Source organism: Gilliamella apicola (assembly GCF_003202655.1).
Classification (GTDB): Bacteria; Pseudomonadota; Gammaproteobacteria; order Enterobacterales; family Orbaceae; genus Gilliamella; species Gilliamella apicola_R.
Genome location: NZ_QGLR01000009.1, coordinates 744,732 through 770,439, shown reverse-complemented (window position 1 = coordinate 770,439; position 25,708 = coordinate 744,732). Strand labels below are relative to the sequence as shown.

The window sequence follows — 25,708 nt, the reverse complement described above, 5'->3', positions numbered from 1 at the left end:
AAGAATATATAGATTCTGTGATGGCATTAGATTTAACACAACCATTTAACGCTCAAGATTGTTTTGATTTGTTAGAGAAACAAAACTTATAAAATTAAACTGAAAAATATTTACCATATATCTAAAGGTTGCAAGGTGATGAAGGTATCACCAGATACTTTTTATTATTCAAAAAACTCGCCAATTTTTAATTATTAGTGATGATTAAATTCCCCCGCTAAGCTAATATTAAATTTATATCTAAATGTGTGTTTCCTGAAATATCTTTACCAATGGTATCAAACCAAGGAGGAGTTCCCATGAAAGGTGATTTTGAGCAAGCAGTAAACAATAATGAAATTATTGCCTATTTGAAAGGTGAAGGTGACTATTTTTCGCCAGAGGAAGGGTGTATGGGATATCATAGTTATATCATGAATTTCACAGGGATGATATCCTATCTTAAAAATAAAGAACATCCTTATCAATTGATGGTCAAATATTTTAAATTATACTTAAGTTCACTTAAGGAAGATGCTCTAGATGCTTGGAGTTTATTTAGAAATATTAATTGTTTTTATTTTCTCCGAAAAAATAATCGCTATTTTTTAACGCAAAATGAAGATTTAATGGATGAATTAACTGCGGAAGAGAAAAAGAAAATTGGGATACTATGTCGTTATTTAAGAGAAAATTTTGATAAAGTCCCAGGTTCAGCACAAATGTACTCTATAGATAAACAATTTGAGTTTACTCGTAAAAATGGTTGCCCATATGATCTTTTTTCTTTTTAATTATAAGGTATATAAATTCGGATTTAATCGGAAAATAGTTTAAAAAAACATGGTGTTACCGCTTTGGCTATAAAGTGTTGAATCTAATTACAAATTCTAAACGGTAATGCTTATGTTTTAACCCGCAAGTGAACATAAGTTATCAGTAAGTTTATAAAATTAAACTGAAAAATATTCACCATATAGCTAAAGGTTGCAAGGTGATGAAGGTATCACCAGATACTTTTTATTACTCAAAAAACTCGCTAATATTAAATTTATATCTAAATATATGTTTCCTGAAATATCTTTACCAATGGTATCAAACCAAGGAGGAGTTCCCATGAAAGGTGATTTTGAACAAGCAGTAAAAAATAATGAAATTAGTGCCTATTTGAAAGGAGAAGGTGACTATTTTGCGCCATGGGAAATGATTAGGGGAAATCATAATTTTATAAATAATTTTATGGGAATGATGGGATATCTTAAAAAGCAAGAATATCCCTATCAACTGTTGGTCAAATATTTTAGATTATACTTAAGTTCACTTAAGGAAGATGTTCTAGATGCTTGGAGTTTATTTAGAAATATTGCTTGTTATTATTTTCTTCGAAGTGATAATTCCTATTTTTTAACGCAAAATGAAGATTTAATCGATGAATTAACTGTGGAAGAGAAAAAGAAAATCGGAGTATTATTTCGTTATCTAAGAGAAAATTTTGATAAACTCCCATTAGAGGATATAGCTGAAATGAAGCCTTTTGATGAGCAGATAGAAGTATTGAAAAAACGGAATTGTTCATATGACTTTCTTTCTTTTTAGTTATTAGGTATACAAGTTCAGATTTAATCGGAGAATAGTTTAAAAAAACAGAGTGTTGCCGCTTTGTCTATAAAGTGTTGCATCTATCCCAAAGCGGTAATGCTTATGTTTTAACCCGCAAGTGAACATCTAAAATAAACCTAGAACTTGCAAGCTGATAAGCATATTAGAGATACTTTTTTGTCATAAAAATCCTCAACAGTATCATTTTACCAAGGAGAAGTGACCATAATGAGTAAATTTGAACGAGCATTGAGCAACAATGAAATTAGTGCTTTTTTCAAAGGTGAAGGTGAGTATTTTTCGCCAGAGGAATTTAACATGGGATATCATAATGAGTTAATTAATTGGCAGGGAATGCTAGCCTATCTTGAAGAGAAAGAAACCCCGTTTGAACTGTTGGTCAAATATTTTAGATTATACCTTAATACAGTTGAAGAAAATGCTTTAGATGCTTGGATGTTATTTAGTAATATTGCTTCTTATTATTTTCTTCGAAAAAAAAATCGCTATTTTTTGATTGAAAATGAAGATTTAATCGATGAATTAACCGCAGAAGAGAAAAAGAAAATAGGAGTATTATATCGTTATTTAAAAGAAAATTTTGATAAAGTCCCGGGTGCAGCACAAATGTTCCCTATAGAGAAACAATTTGGGTTTACTCGTAAAAATGGTTGCCCATATGATCTTTTTTCTTTATGACTTTTGACTTTTTAATGATTAAGGTGTGAGTTGCGATTTTATTGCAGAATAATTTTCTAAAAAAAACATTGCGTTACCAGTTTGGCTATAACGTACGGACTCGACCAAATTGTTCTTTTAGGAATAGTGATTATTTTTTACCGAAAGAGTGATATTAAAAAGAGGATATCACAGGTCAGTTAATAGAAAGAGGTGATTGGGAAGGTTTAATAAAATTAGCTGAAACATAATCCTTATATATAATATGATATAAAATGACTGACACCGTGGCTACCTAGATCAAAAATACCTAATTATATTTTAGATGTTCCTAAAGGTCTGATAATTTATAGAAATTCAATGGTTGTAGCACAACCCACGGAGTTGAGAGTTTTACTCAAACCTAATATGGGGTGGGTCCAATGGGCTGCATGCACGAGGTATAAGAGGTGAAAAATATGTATTTTAAAGATCAAACACATTTTAGTTACAATTTTGACGATATGTATTTTAAAGATCATACATACTATAATTACTATGTGAACAAACCGCTAGAAATGATTGTCAATATTGGTTGGCTTTCTTCTGAACATTTTTATGAAATGGGCGATACAGAACCAGAATTCATTGAAAAACTCACAGAAATTATAAGCAACGACGATGTTTATGATTATACATGTAATACGATAAGATGTAATACTCCTTGTAATTTATGTAAAGAATCTATTTTCCTACCTTATATAAATAAGAAGAGAAATTTACCTGGAAGAATACCTCTAGGATTTTGCGAATTATTAATTCCATCACAAGTGACTAATCAATATTATGCGTCACCAGGTCTTATCCTCCATTATATAAGGGATCATTATTATAAACCACCACAAGAATATATAGATTCTGTGATGGCATTAGATTTAACGCAACCATTTAACGCTCAAGATTGTTTTGATTTGTTAGAGAAACAAAACTTATAAAATTAAACTGAAAAATATTTACCATATATCTAAAGGTTGCAAGGTGATGAAGGTATCACCAGATACTTTTTATTATTCAAAAAACTCGCCAATTTTTAATTATTAGTGATGATTAAATTCCACCGCTAAGCTAATATTAAATTTATATCTATATCTATATCTAAATGTATGTTTCCTGAAATATCTTTACCAATGGTATCAAACCAAGGAGGAGTTCCCATGAAAGGTGATTTTGAGCAAGCATTGAATAATAATGAAATTATTGCCTATTTGAAAGGTGAAGGTGACTATTTTACGCCAGAGGAATTTAATATGGGGTACCATAGTTTTATTATGAATTTCACAGGAATGATGTCCTATCTTAAAAATAAAGAACATCCTTATCAATTGATGGTCAAATATTTTAGATTATACTTAAGTTCACTGAAGGAAGATGCTCTAGATAATTGGAGTTTATTTAACAATATTTGTTGTTTTTATGCTCTTCGAAAAGAGAAATCCTTTTTTTTTACTGAAAATGAAGATTTAATCGATGAATTAACCACGGAAGAGAAAAAGAAAATCGGGGTATTATGTCGTTATTTAAAAGATAACTTTGATAAAGTTCCGGGTTCAGCACAAATGTTCCCTATTGAAAAACAGATGAAATTGGAAATGGAAGATGGTTGTCCATATAATCTTTTTTCTTTATGACTTTTGACTTTTTAATGATTAAGGTGTGAGTTACGATTTAATCGTAGAATAGTTTGAAAAAAATAGAGCGTTACCGGTTTTGCTATAAGGTGCTGAAGGACATAAAAGATAATTTTAAGTATAATAATCATTATATCAATAATGTAATTAACGAATTGATAAGGAAATAATTAGGCCGTTAATACTGCATTACAGATATAACGCTTAAATCAATTAACCCCTTAGTGCATCTAACACTAATTTAAAGACATTGGAATGGCCTTTGCGACTAGGATAATAAATATAAAATGGTTCATAAGTAATTGAATATTCGCTTAATAATTCTATTAATTGTCCTGAGGCTAATTCATGTTGTACATCAGGATAACCAATCCAACTAATACCTAAGCCATCTAATGTCGCCTGTTTTCTTAGATGATTATTGATGGAGAAGTGGCAAGCGGGGTGATATTCAATAGTATTACCTTTATCAAAAAATTGCCAAATTGATTCTATTCCATATTGAGTTGAGACCTTTTTGCCAATTAATAGATGCTCATCTAAATCGCTGATCTGTTGAGGTTCATTTCTCTGTTTTAAATAGTCAGGACTGGCAACTAAAACCATTCGTAAAGGATCGGATATTTTTACCGCGATCATTTCTTTGGCAAGGTCATTACCAATACGACACCCCATATCAAATCCTTCTTTGACAATATCAACTAAATTGTTGTCACATTGAATTTCTATCTTAATCTGAGGATAGCGTAATGAAAATTGACTTAATTTAGGATAAATAAAATTTTCAATGGCAATATTTGAGGCATTTATTCTGATTGTACCTGATGGCGTATGCAAATAATCGTCTAGGGCATTGACTTCTTCATTGATTTGTTTGAATAAAGGGGCGAGTTGTTTATAAAGTTGTTCGCCTGCTTCAGTTAATGATAAGCTTCGTGTGGTACGATTGAACAGCCTTAGATTTAAGCGAGTTTCTAAATTTCGCATACTATGACTTAATGCAGATGACGAAACACCCAAGGATTTAGCCGCCCCTATAAAACTTTTTGCTTCAGCGATAGTAATAAAATAATTTAGTTCATTATAGTTATACATACTAGGATAAATTATTGAATTTAATTCATGATACTATAAATGAATAGCATGTTTATCTCAATAAAAGTTATCTTTAAAATAATATTATCCAAATTGAATTTTATCAATTTACTAGGTTATTTAAACTTTTATTAGATAGCGAGGAGTAGTTGTATGGATTATATAAAATTAGGTAATTCTGATATTGAAGTTTCACGATTCTGCTTAGGATGTATGACCTTTGGCGATCCGGCAAGTAAAATGCATGATTGGACGCTTAATCCAGATCAAAGTGAAACCATTATTAAACATGCTTTAGATCTAGGGATTAATTTTATCGATACTGCTAACACCTATTCAAGTGGTACCAGTGAGGAATATGTTGGACGAGCATTAAAGCGCAACATTGCGCGAGATAAGGTAATATTAGCTACGAAAGTCTATTTTAACGAAGGACATCTATCTAAAGAAGCAATTGCAAGAGAAATCGACGCTTCGCTTAAACGATTAGCTACCGATTATGTCGATTTATACATTATTCATCGTTTTGATTACAGTACGCCTATTGAAGAAACCATGGCAGCATTAGACCAGCTAGTAAAAGTAGGAAAAGTACGCGCATTAGGTGCTTCGGCAATGTATGGTTATCAATTTTATAATATGCAATTAGCCGCTAAACAAAATGGTTGGACGCCATTTGTTTCGATGCAAAATCACTATAATTTATTATATCGCGAAGATGAAAGAGAATTAATTCCTGTCTGTAAGCAATTCAATGTTGCATTAACCCCATATAGTCCATTAGCGGCGGGTAGACTTAGCCGTTTAGAATGGCAGACTGATACTTTACGTAGTCAGACTGATAAAACTGCTATTGCCAAATACGATAGTACCCAACCAATTGACATGACCATAGTGAAAAGAGTGAATGAAATTGCCAAAAAATATGCTGTTACCATGACACAAATTGCACTTGCATGGCAATTTGCTAAAGGAGTTGCCTCACCAATAATCGGTGCAACTAAAGCGCAATATTTAGATGATGCGGTTGGGGCTTTGCAGGTTTGTTTAACTCAGGAAGATATTGCTTATCTAGAGGAGCTATATACACCACATCGTATCGTCGGTGCACTTTAAGTAAGCGCAATAGAGAACATTTAATTTACTGACAAATATTATGAGGATATTTGTCAGTAAGCGTAGTTAAATTCTTCCTAATTTTAAATATTTTTGCATCTCTTCTTTCGGTACCATTCCACCGCCAGTTGCCCATACTAAATGAGTTGCATTTTGTAATTGCTGAGGTGTGAATTGCATTCGTTGTAAATATTCCGAATTGTTAGTTACGATAACTGGACCTTGCATACCTGCTAGGGCAGATGGTTCAAGTTGAATATTTTCAGTTTTATCAAGTAATACTAACAAATCATACATATCTTGATCAGACAAGGTATAATATCCAGCTAACAGACGTTCCATCGCCCGTCCAACAAAACCTGACGGTCGACCTACCGCCAAGCCATCGGCTGCAGTAATATTATCAATTCCGATCTCTTGTACCGAGATTTTGTCATGTAAACCAGTATAAACTCCTAAAAACATACATGGCGAATGTGTTGGTTCGGCAAAAATACAGTGTACATTATCACCGAATGCCATCTTTAAACCAAAGGCAACTCCGCCAGGTCCACCACCTACACCGCATGGTAAATAGACAAACAGTGGATGATCTTTATCAACTTTGATGCCTTGCTCTTCAAATTGATGTTTTAAGCGTTCTCCGGCAACAGAATATCCTAAAAATAGAGTAGTAGAATTTTCATCGTCAATAAAAAAACATGTTGGATCAGATTGGGCGGCTTTCCGGCCTTGTTCAACCGCGACGCCATAATCTTGTTCATATTCGACAACATTAACCCCATGTTCTCGCAACTTCTGTTTTTTCCATTCTCGGGCATCAGCAGACATATGCACGCTGACTTTAAATCCAAGTTTGGCACTCATTATCCCAATGGATAAACCAAGATTGCCGGTTGAACCAACAGCAATACTATATTGACTAAAAAACTGTTTAAATTTTTCGGAAAATAGCTGACTATAGTCATCATCTTCCGATAATAAACCATTTTCAATGGCTAATTTTTCAGCATGAGTTAAAACTTCATAAATACCACCTCGAGCTTTGATCGAACCGGATATTGGTAAATGACTATCTTTTTTCAAGTAAAGCTGCCCGGGAATGGTTATAGCAAACTTAATTTCCAAGGCTTTTTTCATCTGTTTAATTTCGACTAGTGGTGATTCGATAATTCCCTTAGTTGCCGATGTTTCAGGAAAAGCTAAGGCTAAATAGGGTGCGAAACGTGTTAAACGTTCACTCGCTTTGCTTATATCTGTCTGATCAAGTCCTACATAAGGAAGCGCTACCTCGACACTGGTGGTATTGGGGTTAAACCAACTGCATGGTTTAAGCTTAATTAAATCTTCTATTAATGGCTTATCGCTACTAAGTTTTTTTATCTCTATTTGATTCATATTCGCTCCTTGAAAAACACTTAGATAAAATTGGATAATAAAAATATTCCCATTAAGGCAACCAGTGATGCAATAAAGGTTGCCGTAGTGTAATATTTAAAAATTTCAGTCATTGTTGCGCCACAATATTGTTTAACTAGCCAAAATAGTGAATCGGTAACGATTGTGCAGCCGATAGCACCAGAACCAATGGCTAGAGTCATTATTTCCGGACTGATATTAGGATAAAGCCCAAGCATTGGTGACACGATTCCTGTGGCTCCCATCATGGCTACTGTTGCCGAACCTACGGCAGCGTGCAAAATTATCGCTACTAGCCATGCCAACAAAATTGGATGCAGATCTAAATGGGATAAAATATTGGCCAAGTTATCACTTAAACCACTCGCTTTTAAGATACCATTAAAGGCACCGCCAGCACCGATAATCAAAAGAATATTGGCGATTGATGAAAAACAATCTTCCGTTTTGCTGAGTAAGTCTGTCATTTTCATCTCACGTCTTAAACCCAACATATAATAAGCAACGAAAGCTGCAATAAACATAGCAGTAATCGGGTTACCGATAAATTCTAAAACAGCATAAACAGATGTGTCTTTATCCATATTTAACTCAGCTGTGGTTTTAATTAACATGAGAAAAATGGGTAATAAAACAGTAAATAGCGTGGTAGCCAATGACGGCAATTCATCTTCGTTTCTTACCTTTAGATCAGCAAATTGTTCCGGTACTGCTTTAAACGGAATTTCTTTTTTGATGATAGTTAAAAACAGTGGACCTCCAACTAATGACGCAATTACACCTAAAATTAATCCATATAAAATTACACTGCCAATATCAGCGCCTAATGCCTTAGTTACATATAATGCAGCAGGGTGAGGGGGAACAATGCAATGAACCGCCATTAATGCCGTACATAATGGAATTGCAAGCATTAATAATGAAGTTTTAGTTTTTTTAGCTATTGAAAATGCCAATGGAATTAAGAGTACAACCCCAACTTCAACAAATAAAGTTATACCGCAAATCATGCCAATTAATACCATAATAACTTCAGGTGATAACCAGCGACATTGTTGTAAGGTGATACCAATACGCTCGGCGGCTCCTGATATTTCCATCATTTTACCTAAAATAGTACCTAGGCCAATTACCGCAGCTAAAAAGCCCAATGTGCCACCAATACCATCCTCGATGGAAGTAATCATATCTAATGGCTTCATGCCCATTAATGCACCAACATAAAAGCTGGATAATAATAAAGCTAAAAATGGATGAAGTTTAAATTTGATTATACTTGTTACAATTAATAAAATACTTGAAATTAAAACACCTAAAGTCCAAATTTGTAAATCCATAATATTTTCTTTTTTAGTTAAAGTAGCAAATCCGGAGATATTAGATTTTATGAATAAATTACTGACAAACGATAATTAATCATGTTTACATGAGCTTAGTTCGGTTAAAGATGTATTAAGTTTCCCAAAATGAATCCATTAATAAATAGTTGTATTTAATTTATTATTTGTAGTTAACTAGCAAAAATTAGATAAGGAAGTACAATGTTTGATGATGACCGTCTTATTACCAATAATCGATTGATTTCAGGATATCAGTTAGCTAAATTTCACACCTTTGAAGCAGCTGCACGTTACTGTTCGTTTATTCGTGCAGCCGAAGAGCTTTGCATTACTCCAAGTGCGGTTAGCCATCAAATTAACAAACTCGAAGAAGAACTCAACTTTAAGCTGTTTACTCGCTTTCATCGCCGTATTGAATTAACTCAAGATGGTGAGAATCTATTTAATATTTTAAAAAAATCTTTAGCAATACTAAATAGAGAGATATTTGAAATCAAGAGTCAAGAGTTGATAGGACAACTAACTATTTATTCACGCCCTTCCTTCGCAAAAGAATGGCTAGTGCCGAGAATATCCGAATTTAACAAAAAACATCCTTATATTACATTGAATATTTTAACCGGCAATGGAGTTGTTAATTTTAATCGCCATAGTATTGATTTAGCGATTTATTATGATGATTTGCAACATGAGGATTTGGATGTTTATCCTATAATGAATGAAACCATTGTGCCGGTATGTAGCCCTTTATATGCTGAACAATATCAACTTAATCAATGTGTTGAAAATCTGAAACATTGTCTCATTTTACACGATAATCAAGCGTGGCGGTATGATTCTAACTTAGATGAATGGCAATCTTGGGGAAAGCATTATAATCTTGATATTGATTTTGAAGATTTACCTAAAATGTTGTTTGATAGATTTGATTTAGCTATCCTTGCAGCAGTTAATCATTCGGGAATCGCTATGGGAAGAAAAAATATAGTCAACAATTATCTTGCTTCAGGTGAATTAATCATGCCGTTTCCCAATATGACATTAGACTGTAAACAACATTACTATGTGGTTTCGGCTAACAAGCAACGCAATCCTAAAGTTAGGGCTTTTGTGAGATGGCTGAAGGAAAACTTGCATGAAAAATCAATATGAAAATTGTTTTAAACAAATAGCTACCATTAAAACTAATGATTGGTTGCATAATATATATCTAATATGAATATCGATATAATTTTTTCGTATTATCTCGATAGCTTATTCACAACTATAATGTCATCACACAATAGTAGAATTAGTTTATCAATCAGGAAAACTAATCTAGCTTGATAGGGAGTGATTATGAAAAAATATATTTATTTATTCATGCTGTTGGGATTTATATTGCAGGGGTGTGACAATAAGTCAAACTCAAACCAAACTACTCAACAAGATAAAAAGGAAATTGTGGTTGGTTTACCCCCCAGTATGCACAACATCATGATGGAAAAAGTGATTAAGCCCGCATTAGAAAAGCAAGGTTATAAGGTTCGCTTAGTGAATTTCAGTTCCTTAAGAGATTCGAATACCGCTTTAGTTGAGGGGAGTATTGATCTTAATGCCGCACAACATCAATCTTATCTTGATGTCTATAATAAAGAGACTAAAAACGATCTGGTCTCTTTAGTCCACATTCCTTCTATTTCTGCGGCGCTTTTTTCCCAAAATCATCGTTCAATCAATGAGATTGCCGATGGGCAGACTATCCTGATACCGAATGATCCTGCAAATCAAGCGCGCGCTTTACAATTGTTGCAAAGTTTGCATTGGATCACCCTAAAGCCCGGAAATAATGCAGGTATTTTAGATTTAAATGCTATTGACGAAAATAAATATCATTTGAAGTTTAAAGCAATATTATCTGAAATGATGCCAAGAACACTCAATGAAGTAGATTACGCCATAATGCCTGGCGGAATTGCATGGTTAAGTCACATTCCGGCGGATAATGTTTTAGTTCAGGAAAAGTTAACGGCGAATCTTGAATTAATGGTTGTGGTTAAGAAAGAGAATTTAAATACTAAATGGGCACAAGATGTGAAACAACTTTACCAATCCGATGCACTTAAAAAATTTATTAATCAAGATCCTGATGCCAAAGGGCGCTTTATCTGGCCACAACAATAATTAATCGGTTAAAAATATCCTCATCACTGACACTGTTAGGATATTTTTATCTATTGTATAAAGCTATTAAATGGTTGCGGTTAAACCAATGTTTGATAATTTTTATCAAAATACTTAAAAGTTTAATTATTTATTTATTATAATTTTTAACATGATAGAATTAGCATCCCTTAGTTATAAAATAATAATTGAATGTGATGAAAAAAATACAATATTCCGCTTTATTTGCTTGCGGTTTTACGCTCTGTAGCTGTTTTGGTGGTTCAACGTCAGTTGAGCGGGTGATTGATAATCCTACTGCTAATGAAATTGTCATTGCCATTGATGGTAAAGAATTAGTCATTCCCGCTAACTCTAAAACTTCATATACTTTCGAATATGGTAAGCATAGTTTAGCCTATAACAATCAGACGATTAATTTTGTTGTCAAACCAGCAAAATTTTCTGGTAGTGGTTTTATTAATCCGACCCAAAGCAACTATATGTTCCATACTTTTATCTATGCAACCGACAATACCACCGATGAAGCTTATGATAAGATGTATGAAAAAACGCTTAATAAGGTCACTGTCATTTTGAATGGTAAAAAAGAAGAGATTGAGTACCCAGTAAAAGTTATTAATGATGTTTTCATTGAAGACGAAGATAACCGATGGGACTATAATATTGACCAAGAGATGCCTGAAGAAGTTTCTGAAAGAATTAACAGTAATCAGGCTTATCAAGTTCGTAAAACTAAAGTTTATCGTCAACACGAATATATGAATTATCTTAAAGAAGATGGTTTAGAAGATGATATAAGCTTCCCTAACGAGCCAGTTAAATTGACTGAAATTAATCAATATGTGTTCCCGACAATTAATCTGGATGGAATTAAATGTGAGCCAGGTAAAAAATACTTAGCAGAAACATTAGCTAATTGGCAAAAACTATTTACATTAACAGGTAACGATTTTGCCAGTAAGTATGAAGAATTAGGCGGTGATAAAGGTAGAGTTGAATTAAGAAATTCCCAAAAACTTTGCCCTAAAGAGGTCGATCCAGAACAAACTTATTACCCAGCATTTCGTCAATTAGATCAAATTTTAGATCAAACACGAGATATTCATTTTTACATCATTAAATAAATGTAAACAACTCCTTTTCGAAGGAACAAAATATAATCATAAAAGGCATAAATTCTGATAATCAAATTTATGCCTGCTATTATTTCATTAACTTTATCCATTTCTCATGATAAAATTTACATACTTTAATATATATTGAATAAATGGATGTGATGAAAAGATTTAAATATTCTATGCTATTAGCCTGTAGCATTTCTTTGGTTGGTTGTTTCGAATCAAGCACTAGTGGAGACGCTATAAGTCGACTCATAGATAATCCAACAGATAAGGAAATAAAAGTATCGATTGATGGTAATGAGTTAGTAATTCCTGCCAAATCAAGCGTTAAGCATACCTTTGAATATGGTAAACATCAGTTAACTTATAATGGTCAATCATTAAACTTCATAGTTAAACCTACAAAATCATATAATGATGGATTTATCAATCCAACCCAATCTAACTATTATATGTATCAAGCCTATTATTCTACTAAGGGTCAAACAAGGCACAACGAAATGCTAAAAAACGTTAAGACTTTCCAAGTGACTATCAATGGCGAGCCTTGGGATATAGAACTTCCAGTTAACATAATTAATGATGTATTTATTGAAAGATATTATGGTAAATATGGTGTAGCATGGAGTTATGGTATAAATGATAAATTGCCAGATCAAATAAACGTTGAAAAAAGTACTTCAGCTCCAATAAGGTATAAATTATTTCGTGAAGCTGATTTCATTGAATATCTAGCTAAAACTGACGAAGAACTCAAAACATTACAGTTTCCAAATCAACCTAAAAAATATGCTGATTTAACTAAACATATTGTTCCCAATATCAATATAGCTGATATTAAATGTGATGAGGGACGAGAATTTGTGAAACAACATCTAGCTGATTGGAACAACCTTTTTACCTTAAAGGGAGAAGAGTTTACTAAATTACATAATCAAATAATCTCTACGGATACTTACAAAAAAAGAAATAATACTGATAACAAATGCACTGAAGAAAACGACCCAAATTATACTTATAGGTTAGCGATTAGAGAAATTGACTCAGCATTTAGAGATGTCGAACAAGTAAATCTGCTTATTAATGAATAATATGGCCATATATTGATTGATTAATTATATATTATATCAGGCACCTAATTGAATAATTAGGTGCCTTTTTTCTTAAAAAAATTGTTCTTAAATAAATATATTTTGTCTACGCTGTTACTAATTAGCACTATTTGTAAATGATTTTATTGATATAAATCACATAAATTATAAAAAAAAGTATGATTTACTGCTAATCAATATAATATTTATGATGAGTCAATCAATGAAGGGAGTATCTTATGAATAAAACAAAATTAAAAATTGCTGCATTGCTAGGTGGGATCATTCTTTGTACTTCAAGTGCTTATGCGTCACTTGATGAGGCTAAGCAGCTTAAAATCATCAGTTATAATGTTTATAACGGCATGAAATTAGATGAAAGTGAAGGTAAACAGCAATATATCGATTGGGCGAAAGCACAAGATGCTGACATCATTGCATGGCAGGAGATGAATTTCTTTACTCGTGAAAAGCTTGAAAAATTTGCAGCTGGTTATGGCCATAAATATGCGGTACTTTTAAAAGAATCTCCAGATGATCCGGCTTTTTTTCCCGTTGCTATTACCTCAAAATATCCTATCGTTAATGTGAATAAAGTAGTCGATAACTTATGGCATGGTGCACTATTTGCAGATGTCGGTAATTATCATTTTGTGATCACTCATATGAATCCTTTCTGGACAGCTAAACGGATTGATGAAATCAATTTAATTATTGATTCAATCAAATACAGCCGTGATCCTAACGGAAAATGGATAATTGCCGGTGATTTGAACTCTTTCTCACCCGCTGATAAAGCTGACTATGATAAAAGTACACTATTAGAAGACATTAAGGAAAAACAGAAGAAAAGACCAATTCTGGAAAATTTGGTCAATGGACAATTAAGTTATACTGTACAGCAAAACCTGCTTGATGCTGGATATATTGATGCTTTAAAGTTAAAACATAAAGAATTTATCTCAACAGCACCTACTAAGGTATTTTATGATCAAGCATCAGTGCCTTTACGTTATGATTATATTTACGTTTCTCCACCGCTTAAAAATAATGTGATTGATGTTAAGGTGTTAAAAGATGATTTTACCGATAAATATTCCGATCACTATCCGGTTCAGATGATTATCAATAATAAATAATTTTAGTTGAGCAAAAGCTATATGAGAAAGATATAGCTTTTGCCGTTTCTATTCTACTAAAAATCATCAAGTTAACTTAACTACTGGTGAGTAAACTTTTAGATGTCTCACTATTATAATGTTATAAATGATAAACATACTTTCGAATTAATGCATACTTCCATAATTTAAGGATTCTTTTATGAAAAGAGGCAGTTTTTTACTCAGTATTATTTGTTTTTTTTCTTTTGTTTCGTATAGTTATGCATCAGAAGATTTAGTTAAAACTCAATATAGTGCATCACCTAATAAAGTATATGCAATTAAAGATAGGCCCTCGATTACCATTGCTAACTTTAATATAGCTGGAGGATTAAGAAAGCATAAAGTTGATTTAAATTTAATTGCTGACGCTATAAAAGCAATGGATGCAGATATTGTTACCTTAGAAGAAGTTGATCAAAATACCACACGCAGTGATGGTCAGGATCAGGCTAAAGTAATTGCCGAAAAAACTGGTATGTATTACGTCTTTGGTAAGGCAACCAGTATGCATAATGGCAATTATGGTAATGCTATATTGTCTAAATATCCTATTGAAAAGACCAAAGTTTTTCCATTACCTTCAGGCAACTTTGAACAACGAGCTTTAATGCTAAGTAAGATTACTGTTCACGGTTTTGATTCACCACTATATGTGTTTAATACCCATTTCGATTGGCATGAAGAAGACGAGGTAAGAATGGCTCAGGCTAGGTTTATTAATAGTATTGTTTTTGATGACCTTGATTTAGATGATGAGTTTCCTAATCTTGCATCCGGTATTATGTTATTAATGGGTGATTTCAACTCAGTTGCCAATGATAGAGTTATCAAAGAGTTTCAAAAATATTGGAACTTAGTTAAAAAAGATAATGTTGATTCTCGCACTTGGCCTGCGGGAAATCCTGGTCTTGATTTAGATCATCTATTCACTAGTCGCAATCAAGTTTGGGACGTGGAAACATTAGTGATACCCAATAATGGCGAGCAGTGGCGGGGGATAAAGTGGCCATTAGTCAGTGACCATATCCCGGTTATTGCTAAATTAACGTTAATAGAACAATAATAGATTAATAGAATAATAATAAGTGTTATTACGGGCTTGACGCCCGTTATTAAATTAAATCAACTAATTTAAGATAAAAAGTACCGCTATCTTTTACAGTTAGTCACTTTATTACGGTAATCTGAATAGGGATTTAGTTAATTACCTATTATTGTAAAAAAACTAATGTGTTAATTTTCACCTTAATAAGACCTAGGAAAACAGAGATTACCGCCACTTTAAGCCAATGGAATCTATTATTTTTTGGCAACAAATACTGCTCGCATTGGAGCAGGATAACCTTCAACCGTTTTCGATAAATCGTTAGGATCCAGAAATTCAGCTAATGAATCAGATTCCATCCATGCGGTTTTACGTTGTTCATCCAAGCTGGTTTTCGATATATCAACCATATTTATCTCTTTAAAACCACATTTATGTAACCAATTTAGCATTGTGGGTACCGATGGAATAAAATAGACATTTCGCATTTGTGCATAACGTTCACCTGGCATTAAAGCTTGATGTTCAGTTCCCTCAATAACTAAGGTTTCGAGCACGAGTTGACCACCTTCAACTAACTGATCTTTCAATTGAAACAGATGATCAAGCGGCGATCGGCGATGATATAATACGCCCATGGAAAAAACCGTATCAAATGCTTTGAGTTTAGGTAACTCTTCAATACCTAAAGGTAACAAGTGAGCCCGTTGATCATTACCTAAAAGTTTGCGAATTGCTTCAAACTGGCATAAGTAAAGTGCCATTGGATCAATGCCTACCGCCAGTTTAGCGCCAGCACCAACCATTCGCCACAAATGGTAACCACTATTACAACCGACATCGAGAACAGTTTTACCTTGTAGATCCTCAAGATGATCAACCAATCTTTCCCATTTCCAATCCGAACGCCATTCGGTATCGATATCCACACCATAAAGATGGAACGGTCCTTTACGCCATGGCATCATGGTTTTTAATAATTGGGTGATGCGTTGCTGTTCGCCTTCAGATAGAGGTTGCTCTGTTTTTGCCGTTACGCTGCTGCGCAAATCGATTTGCAAAGGCGTAATCGCCGGTAGATGTTTAATACTATTGATCCATTGAGTGAAGCGATTATCAATATTTTGTTTTTGCCAATTGGCTAATTGAGCCGGTAACACTTCAAGCCAATTTTTAAGTTTATTCTTTGCGATAATTTGGTAAAAGTCACCAAAATCAATCATTCTTTTTTCCTTAGTTAATAGATTAGAACTGGAGGTTATTTTATAGCAATGATGGAGCCAAAATTAAAACATTGAAACCATGTGTCTACATGCTCAAATCCAGCGTTGTTTAGACGTTGCTTATGGGTTTCAATAGTGTCGGTAAGCATAACGTTTTCCAGCATATTACGTTTTTGGCTAATTTCAAGTTCACTGTAACCATTTGCGCGTTTAAAATCATGATGCATATTAAATAGTAACTCATCGACGGTTCTATCACTAAAACTAAATTTTTCCGATAGAACTAATATGCCATTAGGAATTAGTGCTTGATAAATATTATTTAAAACGCGTTGCCGATTGTCTGGTGTTAAAAATTGTAAAGTAAAATTTAGCACTACCATTGAAGCATTTTGCATTTTGATATTACAAATATCTTCACATATAACTTCAACAGGTGTGGTTGCTTTATAAGCATCAATATGTTTTTTACAGCGTTCGACCATCGGTAATGAATTATCAACCGCAATAATACGGCAATTATCTTGTTTAATTTGACGACGAATTGCTAGCGTTGCGGCACCAAGTGAACAACCCAAATCATAAATCATTGAATTGGGTTGAACAAATCTATCTGCAAGCATGCCTATCATTGAAATGATATTCGAATAACCGGGGACAGATCGTTGTACCATGTCGGGAAAAACTTCGGCAACTTTTTCATCAAAAGTCCAATCGCCTAATTTATCGATCGGCGCTGAAAATAACTGGTCTTTTTTGGTATGCATAAAAGTTATTGGAACTAAAGAATCTAATTCTGCTATCATACCATTTTTTGTCTTCGATTGTTCGGATAATTATGACTTTGGTTGATTTTATAGCCATTTTGGCAACAATTATTATTAGTGTTTTGATCTCATTCTATTTAGGTAGACGCTGGCAGTTTTGGTTTAATGTTCATTTAAGCGGTTTTTGTCAGATTATCTATTGGCTTGCGATCTGTTTTGCCGGATTATCGTTAACTTTTGCCCGATTATTCAATAATTTTTTAGCATCATGGTTGCATCTTTTATTAATAACCATTTCAGGTTTAATAATTTGTAGTGTTTTCATAACCGTTATTTTTGATCTGATTTATTGGCTTAGTAAGAAACAGTTTAAACCCCATTTATGGCTTAAGGTCTGCTATATTACTGCCGTTGTTGCTTTGTTCTGTTTTGGTCATGAAATGGCGATAAATCCGCAAATAGTCCATTATCAAGTTGAGATTGCTAAACCAGCTAAAATTGACCACTTAAGAATTGTTCAACTTTCCGACATTCATATTAATGCAGATACTTCTAGTAAAATGATGCAACAAATGGTGGAAAAGGTAAATGCCTTAAAACCAGATTTTATTATGATAACCGGTGATACTCTAGATGCACGTTTAAAACCTTTCATAGAAAAAGGTTTTGATAAACAGTTTCGACAATTGCAGTCAAAATATGGTAATTATATTATTTTTGGCAACCATGAATATTTAGGGACTCATGCTACCGATAATCGTGAGGAAGATATCATTGCTGCATTTAAACAAGCAAATTTAAAAGTTTTAAAAGATGACATTGTTTATCTTGATGAGTTGGGTATTACATTAATAGGGCGGGATGATTTTTCTTCATCTCGCTATGATGTTAATCGAGCTTCTTTATCCGATTTGATTATGTTTGCTCAGCCAGAGAAACCAATCATTTTATTAGATCATCAACCACGAAATATTAATGAGGTCGCCGAACAAAATGTAGATCTGATGCTTTCGGGGCATACTCATGGCGGACAAATTTTCCCCATCAATATTTTGGTGGCAATGATGTATAAAAATGGCTATGGAATTTATCAAGATAGTAATCATCATTTTACCAGTATCGTGAGTTGTGGTTATGGATTTGGTGGACCACCACTAAGATTTATGACGCGGTCTGAAATTGTCGTAATCGATGTCTCCTTTGCCCCAAAAACGACAGTAGAATAGATTATCTTAAATAGGAATCATATTTTGAATTATCAATTTATTATCAGTAATGAAGAGTTAGCCAGTTATTGTCAGAAAATTGAAAATAGTAGCGCTATCGCCTTAGATACTGAATTTGTTCGCATGCGAACATTTTATCCTCAATTAGGCGTGATACAGGTTTTTGATGGGCAACATGCAGCTTTAATTGATCCGCTTAATATTACCCAATGGCAGGATTTTTTGGCTATTTTAGCGAATCCTAAAATTGAAAAATATTTTCATTCTTGTAGCGAAGATATTGAGGTGTTTCTCCATGCCTTTAATTGTGTGCCAACTCCGGTGATCGATAGCCAAATTCTAGCCTCGTTTTTAGATAATCCAATTAGTAGTGGCTACGCTAGTTTAGTTAATAAATATCTCGCCATTGAGTTAGATAAAAGTGAAACACGTACCGATTGGTTAAAACGTCCTTTGACTGATAAACAGTGTGATTATGCGATTAATGATGTGTTATATCTTTTTCCATTAATGAATATTTTAAAATCTAAGTTAACATCAAATAACTATCTAGATGCGGCTTATCAAGAGTGTCAAAATCTTATAGCGCGAAAGTGTCTACCATTTGAACCGCAAAATGCTTATTTAAATATAAAAAATAGCTGGCAATTAAAAGGTAACAGTTTAGGTCAATTAGCCAAACTAGCATGTTGGCGTTATCAATTAGCCAAAACTCAAGATATTGCTTTGAATTTTGTTGTTAACGAAGTGGTTTTGTGGAAAATCGCTCGTTATCAACCTACCTCTTTAGCTGAGTTAGATAAATTAGGCATGAAGGGAAAAGAAGTGCGTTTATATGGCCAGACCATTTTGACAATATTGCAAGAACCAATACCTAATATTCCCGCCATTCAAAGAATCAATAGTTACCCAAATTATAAAGATACTGCTGATTTATTAAAGCGAATTGCTGAAAAGATTTCATCACAAACCGGTCTTAACTATGAATTAATTCTTTCAAGACGATTGATCAATCAATATGTGCAATGGATAAAGGATAAAAAAGGTGATACACCGGAGATTTTATCTGGTTGGCGAAAACCACTCTTTGAACAGTATGACTTATACAAAATTAAGGTATAATTCAGGATTGTACGTTGCTAACTGGTGTCAAATACCATTGACACCAGTTTATTATTTAGGCGAGTTCACTTAACATCGATTCAACAATTTTTGATGATTGAGCAGCCGCTAATTTTAAAAACGATTGAAAATCAACCGCTGACTCGTTATCACCATTATCGGAAATCGCTCTAACCACCACAAAAGGAACTTTAAATAACCAACAAACATGACCGATAGCGGCGGCTTCCATCTCGACGGCAATCGCCTCAGGAAAAGTTTGCTTAATTCGTTCAAGATTACTTTTACCATTAATAAAAGCATCGCCACTCCCTATGGAGCCAGTAACGGCATTAACACCTTGTTTTTTGATACAGGCTTTGGCTAATGCTTGAAAATCCTCATCAGCAGCAAACGAAGTAGGGCAACCCGACATTTGTCCGGATTTATAACCAAACGCAGTAAGATCAACATCATGATAAAAAACATCTTTCGATACAATAATATCACCGATATTAAGCTCGGTTGAAAGTCCACCAGCCGATCCGGTATTAATTACCGCATCAACTTGATAATTATTTAAAAGTAGGGTTGTGCCAGAAGCGGCGGCTACCTTACCGATGCCAGATTGTAATAATACGATGTCACAATTGGCTATTTTACCAATATGAAAATCACATCCTAAATGGTGTTCTAATTGATAATCGGTAATTTTACTTTTTAGTATGGCAACTTCTTCTTCCATTGCGGCGATAATAGCAATTTTCATCAGATCCTCTTGGCGTTTATTAACCGTAAATTTATTCTAAATGTGCTATCATAATTGCTGTAGGTTAACTTGACAATAAATGAATATAACGGAGATAAAATTTGCGCACAATTTTTATAACAGGTTGTTCTAGTGGTATTGGATTGATTTCAGCTATCGCATTGAAAAAACGAGGTTATCGTGTTATTGCTTCATGCCGTAAAGTAGAGGATCAAAAAAAATTAATTGAGCAAGGTTTTGAGACCGTTCTGTTAGATTTAGATAATCCCGACTCCATTATTCAAGCCTCGCAAGAAGTGTTAACTTTATGTGATGGTAAATTATATGCTTTATTTAATAATGCTGGATTTGGGGTATATGGTCGATTAAACACCATCAGCCGAGCACAATTAGAGTCACAGTTTTCAACCAATTTTTTTGGTGTTCACCAACTAACGCAACTACTGTTACCAGCAATGCTTGAGCAAAATGAAGGCCGAATCATTCAAACAAGCTCGATTGTTGGAATTGTGGCGACGCCGGGTAGAGGGGCTTATTCTGCCAGTAAATATGCCTTAGAAGCATGGTCAGATGTATTACGATTAGAATTAGCTAAAACGAATATAAAAGTTTGTTTAATTGAGCCGGGTCCTTTAAAAACCTACTTTTCAAATAATGTGAATCAGACTGAAAAAGAGAACATTGTAAAAAATCCACCGATTGCTAAACGCTTTACCTTAGCGCCAGAGGCAGTTTTGCCATATCTATATCATGCATTAGAACATGCTAAGCCGAAAATACGTTACAGGGTAACTAAAGTAACCAAATTAGCGGCTATCGCTAAACGTTTGCTTCCCGACCGATTAATGGATAAAATTTTACAAAATAAATAATCATTTAAAATATTTATAGGATAGATTATGTCAAATCAATTTATTTTTGATGTTAATGAGCAGAATATTCAAGAAATTATCGAAAAATCAATTAATAATCCGGTATTATTCTACTTTTGGTCAGCTAGAAGTCCTAATTATCAAGAAATGACCAATATACTAACCAAATTAGCCACCGAGCATCATGGACAATTTATTTTAGCTAGTGTGAATTGTGATGAGCAACAAATGCTGGTAGCACAATTTGGTATAAGAGGCGTTCCAACGGTCTATATGTTTCAAAATGGTCAACCTGTTGATGGTTTTCAAGGACTACAATCTGAAGAAAACATTAAAACATTTTTAGCCAAAATTTTACCGAATGAAGATGAATTAAAACTGGTTGAAGCGCAAAAATTATTTAATGAAGGGCAATATGCTCAAGCTCTACCATTATTAAAGCAAGCTTGGACTACCTTAACAGATCATTTAGGCAAACCAAGATCTGATATTGCTTTTATGTTAGCGAAAGCACAAATTGAACAAAAACAACTCTCTGATGCTAAAGAAGTATTGGCAACAATACCTTTACAAGATCAGGATTCAGCATTTCATGGTTTGCAAGCAGAGATTGAGTTACTTGAGCAAGCAGCAAATTCACCTGAGTTACAGCAATTACAAGCTGAATTAGCAAAACAGCCAGATAATGTGGAATTGATGATCCAACTATCATCACAACTAATGCAAGTAGGACGACACGAAGAAGCATTAGAGCTATTATTTAAACCGTTAACTAAAGATCTAAATGTTGGCGACGGACAAATTAAGAAAACGCTACTTGATCTGCTAGCAGCCCTAGGTACCAATAATGCATTGGCGAGTAACTATCGTCGTAAGCTTTATACACTATTATATTAAAATTTATGAAACCAAAGTATAAAAGATTTTTTTGGCGTTTTTTTTTGGGATTATTTTATATGTTAAGCGGAGGTATTTCTTCGCATCCTTTGTTTCGACAAAGTATTCAAACTTTGCAAGAAAAGATACATCGAAGTAAAGTTGATGAATTAAACCAAAAATTAGCGGAAAAAAATTCAAATCTAAGACATTTAGGTTAAGTTTTATAAAAAGGGAGATTCAACAATTGAAAGCATTGTTGAATCTTTTTTATTTAGTGTTCGATAACGCGAGGAAAGTTTTCATTACTGCGAAGAGTTAAAACCTCAACACCATTGTCTGTCACGAGAATAGTGTGCTCATATTGCGCAGAGAGTCCATGATCTTTGGTTTTAACTGTCCAACCATCTTTCATGGTACGTGTACGCCAATCACCGGTATTAACCATTGGTTCAATAGTAAAAGTCATACCTGGTTTTAAAATTACGCCACCATCATCAGCATCATAATGCAGTACTTGAGGTTCATCATGATATACCTCACCAATACCATGACCACAATATTCCCGTACTGAAGAGAATCCAAACTTATCGACATATTTTTGAATGGTTTTACCAATTTCTCTTAATCGAAGTCCTGGTTTAATAATTTTTATCGCTTCATATAAGCTTTCTTGAGTGACTTGGCAAAGTTTTTCGCCAGCAACGGTTGGTTTACCCGCGATGTACATTTTGGAAGTATCACCATGATATCCATCTTTAATTACGGTGACATCAATATTAAGAATGTCACCATCTTTTAATTTTTTATCAAAACTAGGGATACCATGACACACTACATCATTAATAGAGATGCAGCTGGTATGTTTAAAACCATGATAACCAATATTGGCAGGAATAGCTTTTTGAACATTCACAATATGTTCATAACAGATTTTATCGAGCTCACCAGTACTAATTCCTGGTTTAACATAGGGTTCGATCATCTCTAAAACTTCAGCAGCTAATTTGCCAGCGATACGCATTTTTTCAATTTCGGCGGGGGTTTTTAACTTAATAGACATTAATGTGTTCCTGTAATTTTCATGGTCATATCCTATCATATACCGCTATTTCGTCAAAGCATAGCGATGGATAATTCCTCATCATTAAAAGTTTAAGTTTTTCGAAAAAAAAGTTGAGTAATGGTTTTTTTGTGTATAAAAAAAGAAAACTAATACAGCTTGAAACCGTTTAATAATATAATAATCTATTATAAGAAAAGGTTTCAATAAGATGCAATGTAACTATTATCAAGAAAAAAAGTGTTTATCTTGTCATAAAATTAATCAAGCGTATCATTCTCAATTAACTGAAAAACAAAATTATTTATTGCAAACATTAGCAGAGTTTAATCCAAAGCAAGTAAATCCCCCTTATGCTAGCCCTGAATCAGGATTTCGCAATAAAGCTAAAATGGCGGTATTCGGCACAGTTGAAAAACCAATATTAGGTATTCAAAATGATAATGCGGTGATTGATTTGTGTGATTGCCCGTTGTATAGCGCCAATATGCAGCATATTCTAAAACTAGTGCGTACCTATATTCGTAAGCAAGGATTAGTTCCTTATAATATTAATAAGCGAAAAGGTGAATTAAAATTTGTCATCATCACCGAAAGTAGGATAGGTGATGAAAGTTATTTTATGTTGCGATTTGTTTTAAAATCTGAAAAATTTGTCGATAAAATTAAAAATAGTTACCAACTTTTACATGATAAAATAAATAATTTACAGGTTGTTACGATCAATATCCAACCAAATCATGCCGCTATATTAGAAGGAGATGAAGAACTGATTTTAACGGATAATCCTTTTTTAGCATTCCAATTAAATCAAGTACCTTTATATATTAAATCGAAAAGTTTTTTCCAAACCAATAGTTATATAGCCGAAAAACTCTATAAAACAGCCAGTGATTGGGTGGCGAACTTGAATGTAAATTCGATATGGGATCTTTTTTGTGGTGTTGGCGGTTTTGGTTTGCATTGTATACAACATGCTAGCAGTCATCACATCCAATTAACTGGAATTGAAATTAGCCCAGATGCGATTGAATGTGCTACTAAATCCGCTGCAAAACTTGGTTATGACAAACTTAATTTTAAATCACTAGATGCCACTAAGTATGTGACTAACGAACAAAGTATTCCAGATTTAGTCTTACTTAATCCGCCTCGACGTGGCGCAGGTAAGACCTTAATTCAATACTTGCAAACTATAAAACCTAATTATGTTTTATATTCCAGCTGTAACTTAACCTCAATGGCCGAAGATTTACGACTTTTGACCGACTATCAAATGATTAAAGTTCAATTGTTCGATATGTTCCCACATACTTCACATATGGAAGTTTTGGTACTATTGCAAGCAAAATAACTCGTCACTAATTTAGGTCAGTTTTTATTGAATTATGATTAAAAATATTATTCAGCAAAAAAACTGACCTACTTTTATGTTCCCCATCTAGTTAGCTTCAATTAAGTAAATATCGATTTTGGGATTCTCACTATTTCAATTGTTTGGCGCCAATCTAGCTATTATTAATTTTTTTCTTGCTCATAAGCTAGGTAGTCCATTACAAACTATATTAATTCAACAGCAACATTTAGAAGCAAATTATCGTTTTGCTTTGACTCGATTTGGTGAATCGTAAGAACCAATCGCACTATTCAAGTTTTCACCAATATCAACCAGTTAAATAATCAGAATTTATTCAAGATGAATTTTTGATTGAAGATTTGACTGTAAAAAACAGATGGAACCATTCTGTTAAAACTACCGAATTTTATCTTAATAAAGTCGATTCAGTTGTTTTATCTGGAACATCTGATATTGGTAAATCGACTTTTTTTAAAATAATATCAGATCTTTATCCCCATTATGATGGGGTTATAAAAGTAGCAAAAAGGAAAATTTTATTTTTATCACAGGATGCATATTTTCCTGTTGGCGGATTAGCTCATGCAACAAGTTATCCTGAACCATTATTGGAAAACGATTTAAATTTTATTAAATAACTGCTTTTAGATGTGGGGTTTTCTGCTGAATTTATCGATTGAAATTTACTTAACGATAATTTAAAAACACTTTCCGGTGGTGAAAAACCTCGTCTGATTATTGCAAGAATTTTAACGCATAAACCTGATTGGCTTTTTATGGATGAAGCAACTAATGTTTCAGATAAACAGCCCGAAAAGCAATTGCTGAAATTGTTAAAGACAAACCTACCGACAAGTAATTTTATTATAATTTCTCATACCGATATCGCGAACTATTTAGATAAATGTTATCAATTAAATTTATCACGATAAATATAAATTATTTAACTCAATAATCAATATAACAAGGAGTAAT

The 25,708-nt window shown here is 33.3% G+C and carries 24 protein-coding genes and 2 pseudogenes; 19 read left to right on the top strand and 7 right to left on the bottom strand.

Annotated features, from left to right (window positions below):
- Positions 1-299: 299 nt before the first annotated feature.
- From DKK70_RS08180 to DKK70_RS08160, 5 genes are all read left to right on the top strand, one after another.
- Positions 300-773 carry a hypothetical protein gene (locus DKK70_RS08180; RefSeq protein WP_110433527.1) on the top strand — a complete coding sequence of 158 codons (474 nt, stop codon included), beginning with the start codon at positions 300-302 and terminating at the stop codon, positions 771-773.
- A gap of 322 nt (positions 774-1,095) precedes the next feature.
- Positions 1,096-1,575, top strand: a complete 480-nt coding sequence (locus DKK70_RS08175; protein WP_110433526.1) for a hypothetical protein — start codon at positions 1,096-1,098, stop codon at positions 1,573-1,575.
- A 231-nt stretch (positions 1,576-1,806) separates the two neighbouring features.
- Positions 1,807-2,277 (top strand): hypothetical protein, encoded by a 471-nt coding sequence (locus tag DKK70_RS08170; protein ID WP_110433525.1) that lies wholly within the window; start codon positions 1,807-1,809, stop codon positions 2,275-2,277.
- A gap of 437 nt (positions 2,278-2,714) precedes the next feature.
- Positions 2,715-3,230, top strand: coding sequence for a DUF7919 family protein (locus DKK70_RS08165; RefSeq protein ID WP_110433524.1), 516 nt, complete (start codon positions 2,715-2,717; stop codon positions 3,228-3,230).
- 219 nt (positions 3,231-3,449) lie between these two features.
- The gene (locus DKK70_RS08160; protein WP_110433523.1) at positions 3,450-3,923 is read left to right on the top strand and encodes a hypothetical protein; all 474 of its coding nucleotides are present in this window, start codon (positions 3,450-3,452) and stop codon (positions 3,921-3,923) included.
- A 213-nt stretch (positions 3,924-4,136) separates the two neighbouring features.
- Here DKK70_RS08160 and DKK70_RS08155 read toward each other — a convergent pair whose 3' ends face one another.
- Positions 4,137-5,018 (bottom strand): LysR family transcriptional regulator, encoded by an 882-nt coding sequence (locus tag DKK70_RS08155; protein WP_110433522.1) that lies wholly within the window; start codon positions 5,016-5,018, stop codon positions 4,137-4,139.
- Between the two features lie 153 nt (positions 5,019-5,171).
- Here DKK70_RS08155 and DKK70_RS08150 point away from each other — a divergent pair, with 153 nt between their 5' ends.
- Positions 5,172-6,134: an aldo/keto reductase gene (locus DKK70_RS08150; protein WP_110433521.1), complete on the top strand. Its 963-nt coding sequence runs from the start codon at positions 5,172-5,174 to the stop codon at positions 6,132-6,134.
- A gap of 66 nt (positions 6,135-6,200) precedes the next feature.
- Here DKK70_RS08150 and dsdA read toward each other — a convergent pair whose 3' ends face one another.
- The gene (dsdA, locus tag DKK70_RS08145; protein WP_110433520.1) at positions 6,201-7,532 is read right to left on the bottom strand and encodes a D-serine ammonia-lyase; all 1,332 of its coding nucleotides are present in this window, start codon (positions 7,530-7,532) and stop codon (positions 6,201-6,203) included.
- 20 nt (positions 7,533-7,552) lie between these two features.
- Entirely contained in the window at positions 7,553-8,890 is a 1,338-nt protein-coding gene (gene dsdX, locus DKK70_RS08140; protein ID WP_110433519.1) for a D-serine transporter DsdX, read from the bottom strand.
- Between the two features lie 204 nt (positions 8,891-9,094).
- Between dsdX and dsdC the strand changes: the two genes are divergently transcribed.
- The 6 genes from dsdC to DKK70_RS08110 all read left to right on the top strand — a co-directional run bounded on the left by dsdC (position 9,095) and on the right by DKK70_RS08110 (position 15,497).
- Positions 9,095-10,045 (top strand): DNA-binding transcriptional regulator DsdC, encoded by a 951-nt coding sequence (dsdC, locus tag DKK70_RS08135; RefSeq protein WP_110433518.1) that lies wholly within the window; start codon positions 9,095-9,097, stop codon positions 10,043-10,045.
- Positions 10,046-10,231: 186 nt separating this feature from the next.
- The gene (locus DKK70_RS08130; protein ID WP_110433517.1) at positions 10,232-11,056 is read left to right on the top strand and encodes a MetQ/NlpA family ABC transporter substrate-binding protein; all 825 of its coding nucleotides are present in this window, start codon (positions 10,232-10,234) and stop codon (positions 11,054-11,056) included.
- Positions 11,057-11,253: 197 nt separating this feature from the next.
- Complete coding sequence (locus DKK70_RS08125; RefSeq protein ID WP_110433516.1) at positions 11,254-12,183, top strand: hypothetical protein; 930 nt, start codon at positions 11,254-11,256, stop codon at positions 12,181-12,183.
- A 152-nt stretch (positions 12,184-12,335) separates the two neighbouring features.
- Positions 12,336-13,271: a hypothetical protein gene (locus DKK70_RS08120; RefSeq protein WP_110433515.1), complete on the top strand. Its 936-nt coding sequence runs from the start codon at positions 12,336-12,338 to the stop codon at positions 13,269-13,271.
- Between the two features lie 239 nt (positions 13,272-13,510).
- Complete coding sequence (locus DKK70_RS08115; RefSeq protein ID WP_110433514.1) at positions 13,511-14,410, top strand: endonuclease/exonuclease/phosphatase family protein; 900 nt, start codon at positions 13,511-13,513, stop codon at positions 14,408-14,410.
- 181 nt (positions 14,411-14,591) lie between these two features.
- Entirely contained in the window at positions 14,592-15,497 is a 906-nt protein-coding gene (locus DKK70_RS08110; protein WP_110433513.1) for an endonuclease/exonuclease/phosphatase family protein, read from the top strand.
- Between the two features lie 236 nt (positions 15,498-15,733).
- On the opposite strand, the gene cmoB is transcribed toward DKK70_RS08110, so the two are convergent.
- Positions 15,734-16,702, bottom strand: coding sequence for a tRNA 5-methoxyuridine(34)/uridine 5-oxyacetic acid(34) synthase CmoB (cmoB, locus tag DKK70_RS08105; RefSeq protein WP_110433512.1), 969 nt, complete (start codon positions 16,700-16,702; stop codon positions 15,734-15,736).
- Positions 16,703-16,737: 35 nt separating this feature from the next.
- Positions 16,738-17,460 (bottom strand): annotated as a pseudogene (gene cmoA / locus DKK70_RS08100) (carboxy-S-adenosyl-L-methionine synthase CmoA); the annotation flags it as partial.
- A gap of 80 nt (positions 17,461-17,540) precedes the next feature.
- On the opposite strand from cmoA, the gene DKK70_RS08095 reads away from it, so the two are divergent.
- Both DKK70_RS08095 and rnd read left to right on the top strand, forming a co-directional pair.
- Positions 17,541-18,695 carry a metallophosphoesterase gene (locus DKK70_RS08095; RefSeq protein ID WP_110433510.1) on the top strand — a complete coding sequence of 385 codons (1,155 nt, stop codon included), beginning with the start codon at positions 17,541-17,543 and terminating at the stop codon, positions 18,693-18,695.
- Between the two features lie 24 nt (positions 18,696-18,719).
- Positions 18,720-19,817, top strand: a complete 1,098-nt coding sequence (rnd, locus tag DKK70_RS08090) for a ribonuclease D (protein WP_110433509.1) — start codon at positions 18,720-18,722, stop codon at positions 19,815-19,817.
- Between the two features lie 55 nt (positions 19,818-19,872).
- Here the strand turns inward: rnd and DKK70_RS08085 are convergent, their stop codons facing one another.
- A complete protein-coding gene (locus DKK70_RS08085) occupies positions 19,873-20,565 on the bottom strand; it encodes a 5'-methylthioadenosine/adenosylhomocysteine nucleosidase (RefSeq protein WP_110433508.1) in 693 nt (230 codons plus the stop codon).
- A gap of 101 nt (positions 20,566-20,666) precedes the next feature.
- Here DKK70_RS08085 and DKK70_RS08080 point away from each other — a divergent pair, with 101 nt between their 5' ends.
- Entirely contained in the window at positions 20,667-21,437 is a 771-nt protein-coding gene (locus DKK70_RS08080) for an SDR family oxidoreductase (protein WP_110433507.1), read from the top strand.
- Positions 21,438-21,464: 27 nt separating this feature from the next.
- On the top strand, positions 21,465-22,334 hold the full coding sequence (locus DKK70_RS08075; RefSeq protein ID WP_110433506.1) for a co-chaperone YbbN: 870 nt from the start codon (positions 21,465-21,467) through the stop codon (positions 22,332-22,334).
- A 253-nt stretch (positions 22,335-22,587) separates the two neighbouring features.
- Here the strand turns inward: DKK70_RS08075 and map are convergent, their stop codons facing one another.
- Positions 22,588-23,376, bottom strand: a complete 789-nt coding sequence (gene map / locus DKK70_RS08070; RefSeq protein WP_110433505.1) for a type I methionyl aminopeptidase — start codon at positions 23,374-23,376, stop codon at positions 22,588-22,590.
- Between the two features lie 211 nt (positions 23,377-23,587).
- On the opposite strand from map, the gene rlmC reads away from it, so the two are divergent.
- From rlmC to DKK70_RS17505, 3 genes and pseudogenes are all read left to right on the top strand, one after another.
- Positions 23,588-24,730, top strand: a complete 1,143-nt coding sequence (gene rlmC / locus DKK70_RS08065; RefSeq protein ID WP_110433504.1) for a 23S rRNA (uracil(747)-C(5))-methyltransferase RlmC — start codon at positions 23,588-23,590, stop codon at positions 24,728-24,730.
- A 350-nt stretch (positions 24,731-25,080) separates the two neighbouring features.
- Positions 25,081-25,371, top strand: a complete 291-nt coding sequence (locus DKK70_RS08060) for a hypothetical protein (protein WP_110433503.1) — start codon at positions 25,081-25,083, stop codon at positions 25,369-25,371.
- A gap of 63 nt (positions 25,372-25,434) precedes the next feature.
- Positions 25,435-25,665: pseudogene (locus DKK70_RS17505) on the top strand (ATP-binding cassette domain-containing protein); the annotation flags it as partial.
- Between the last annotated feature and the right edge of the window lie 43 nt (positions 25,666-25,708).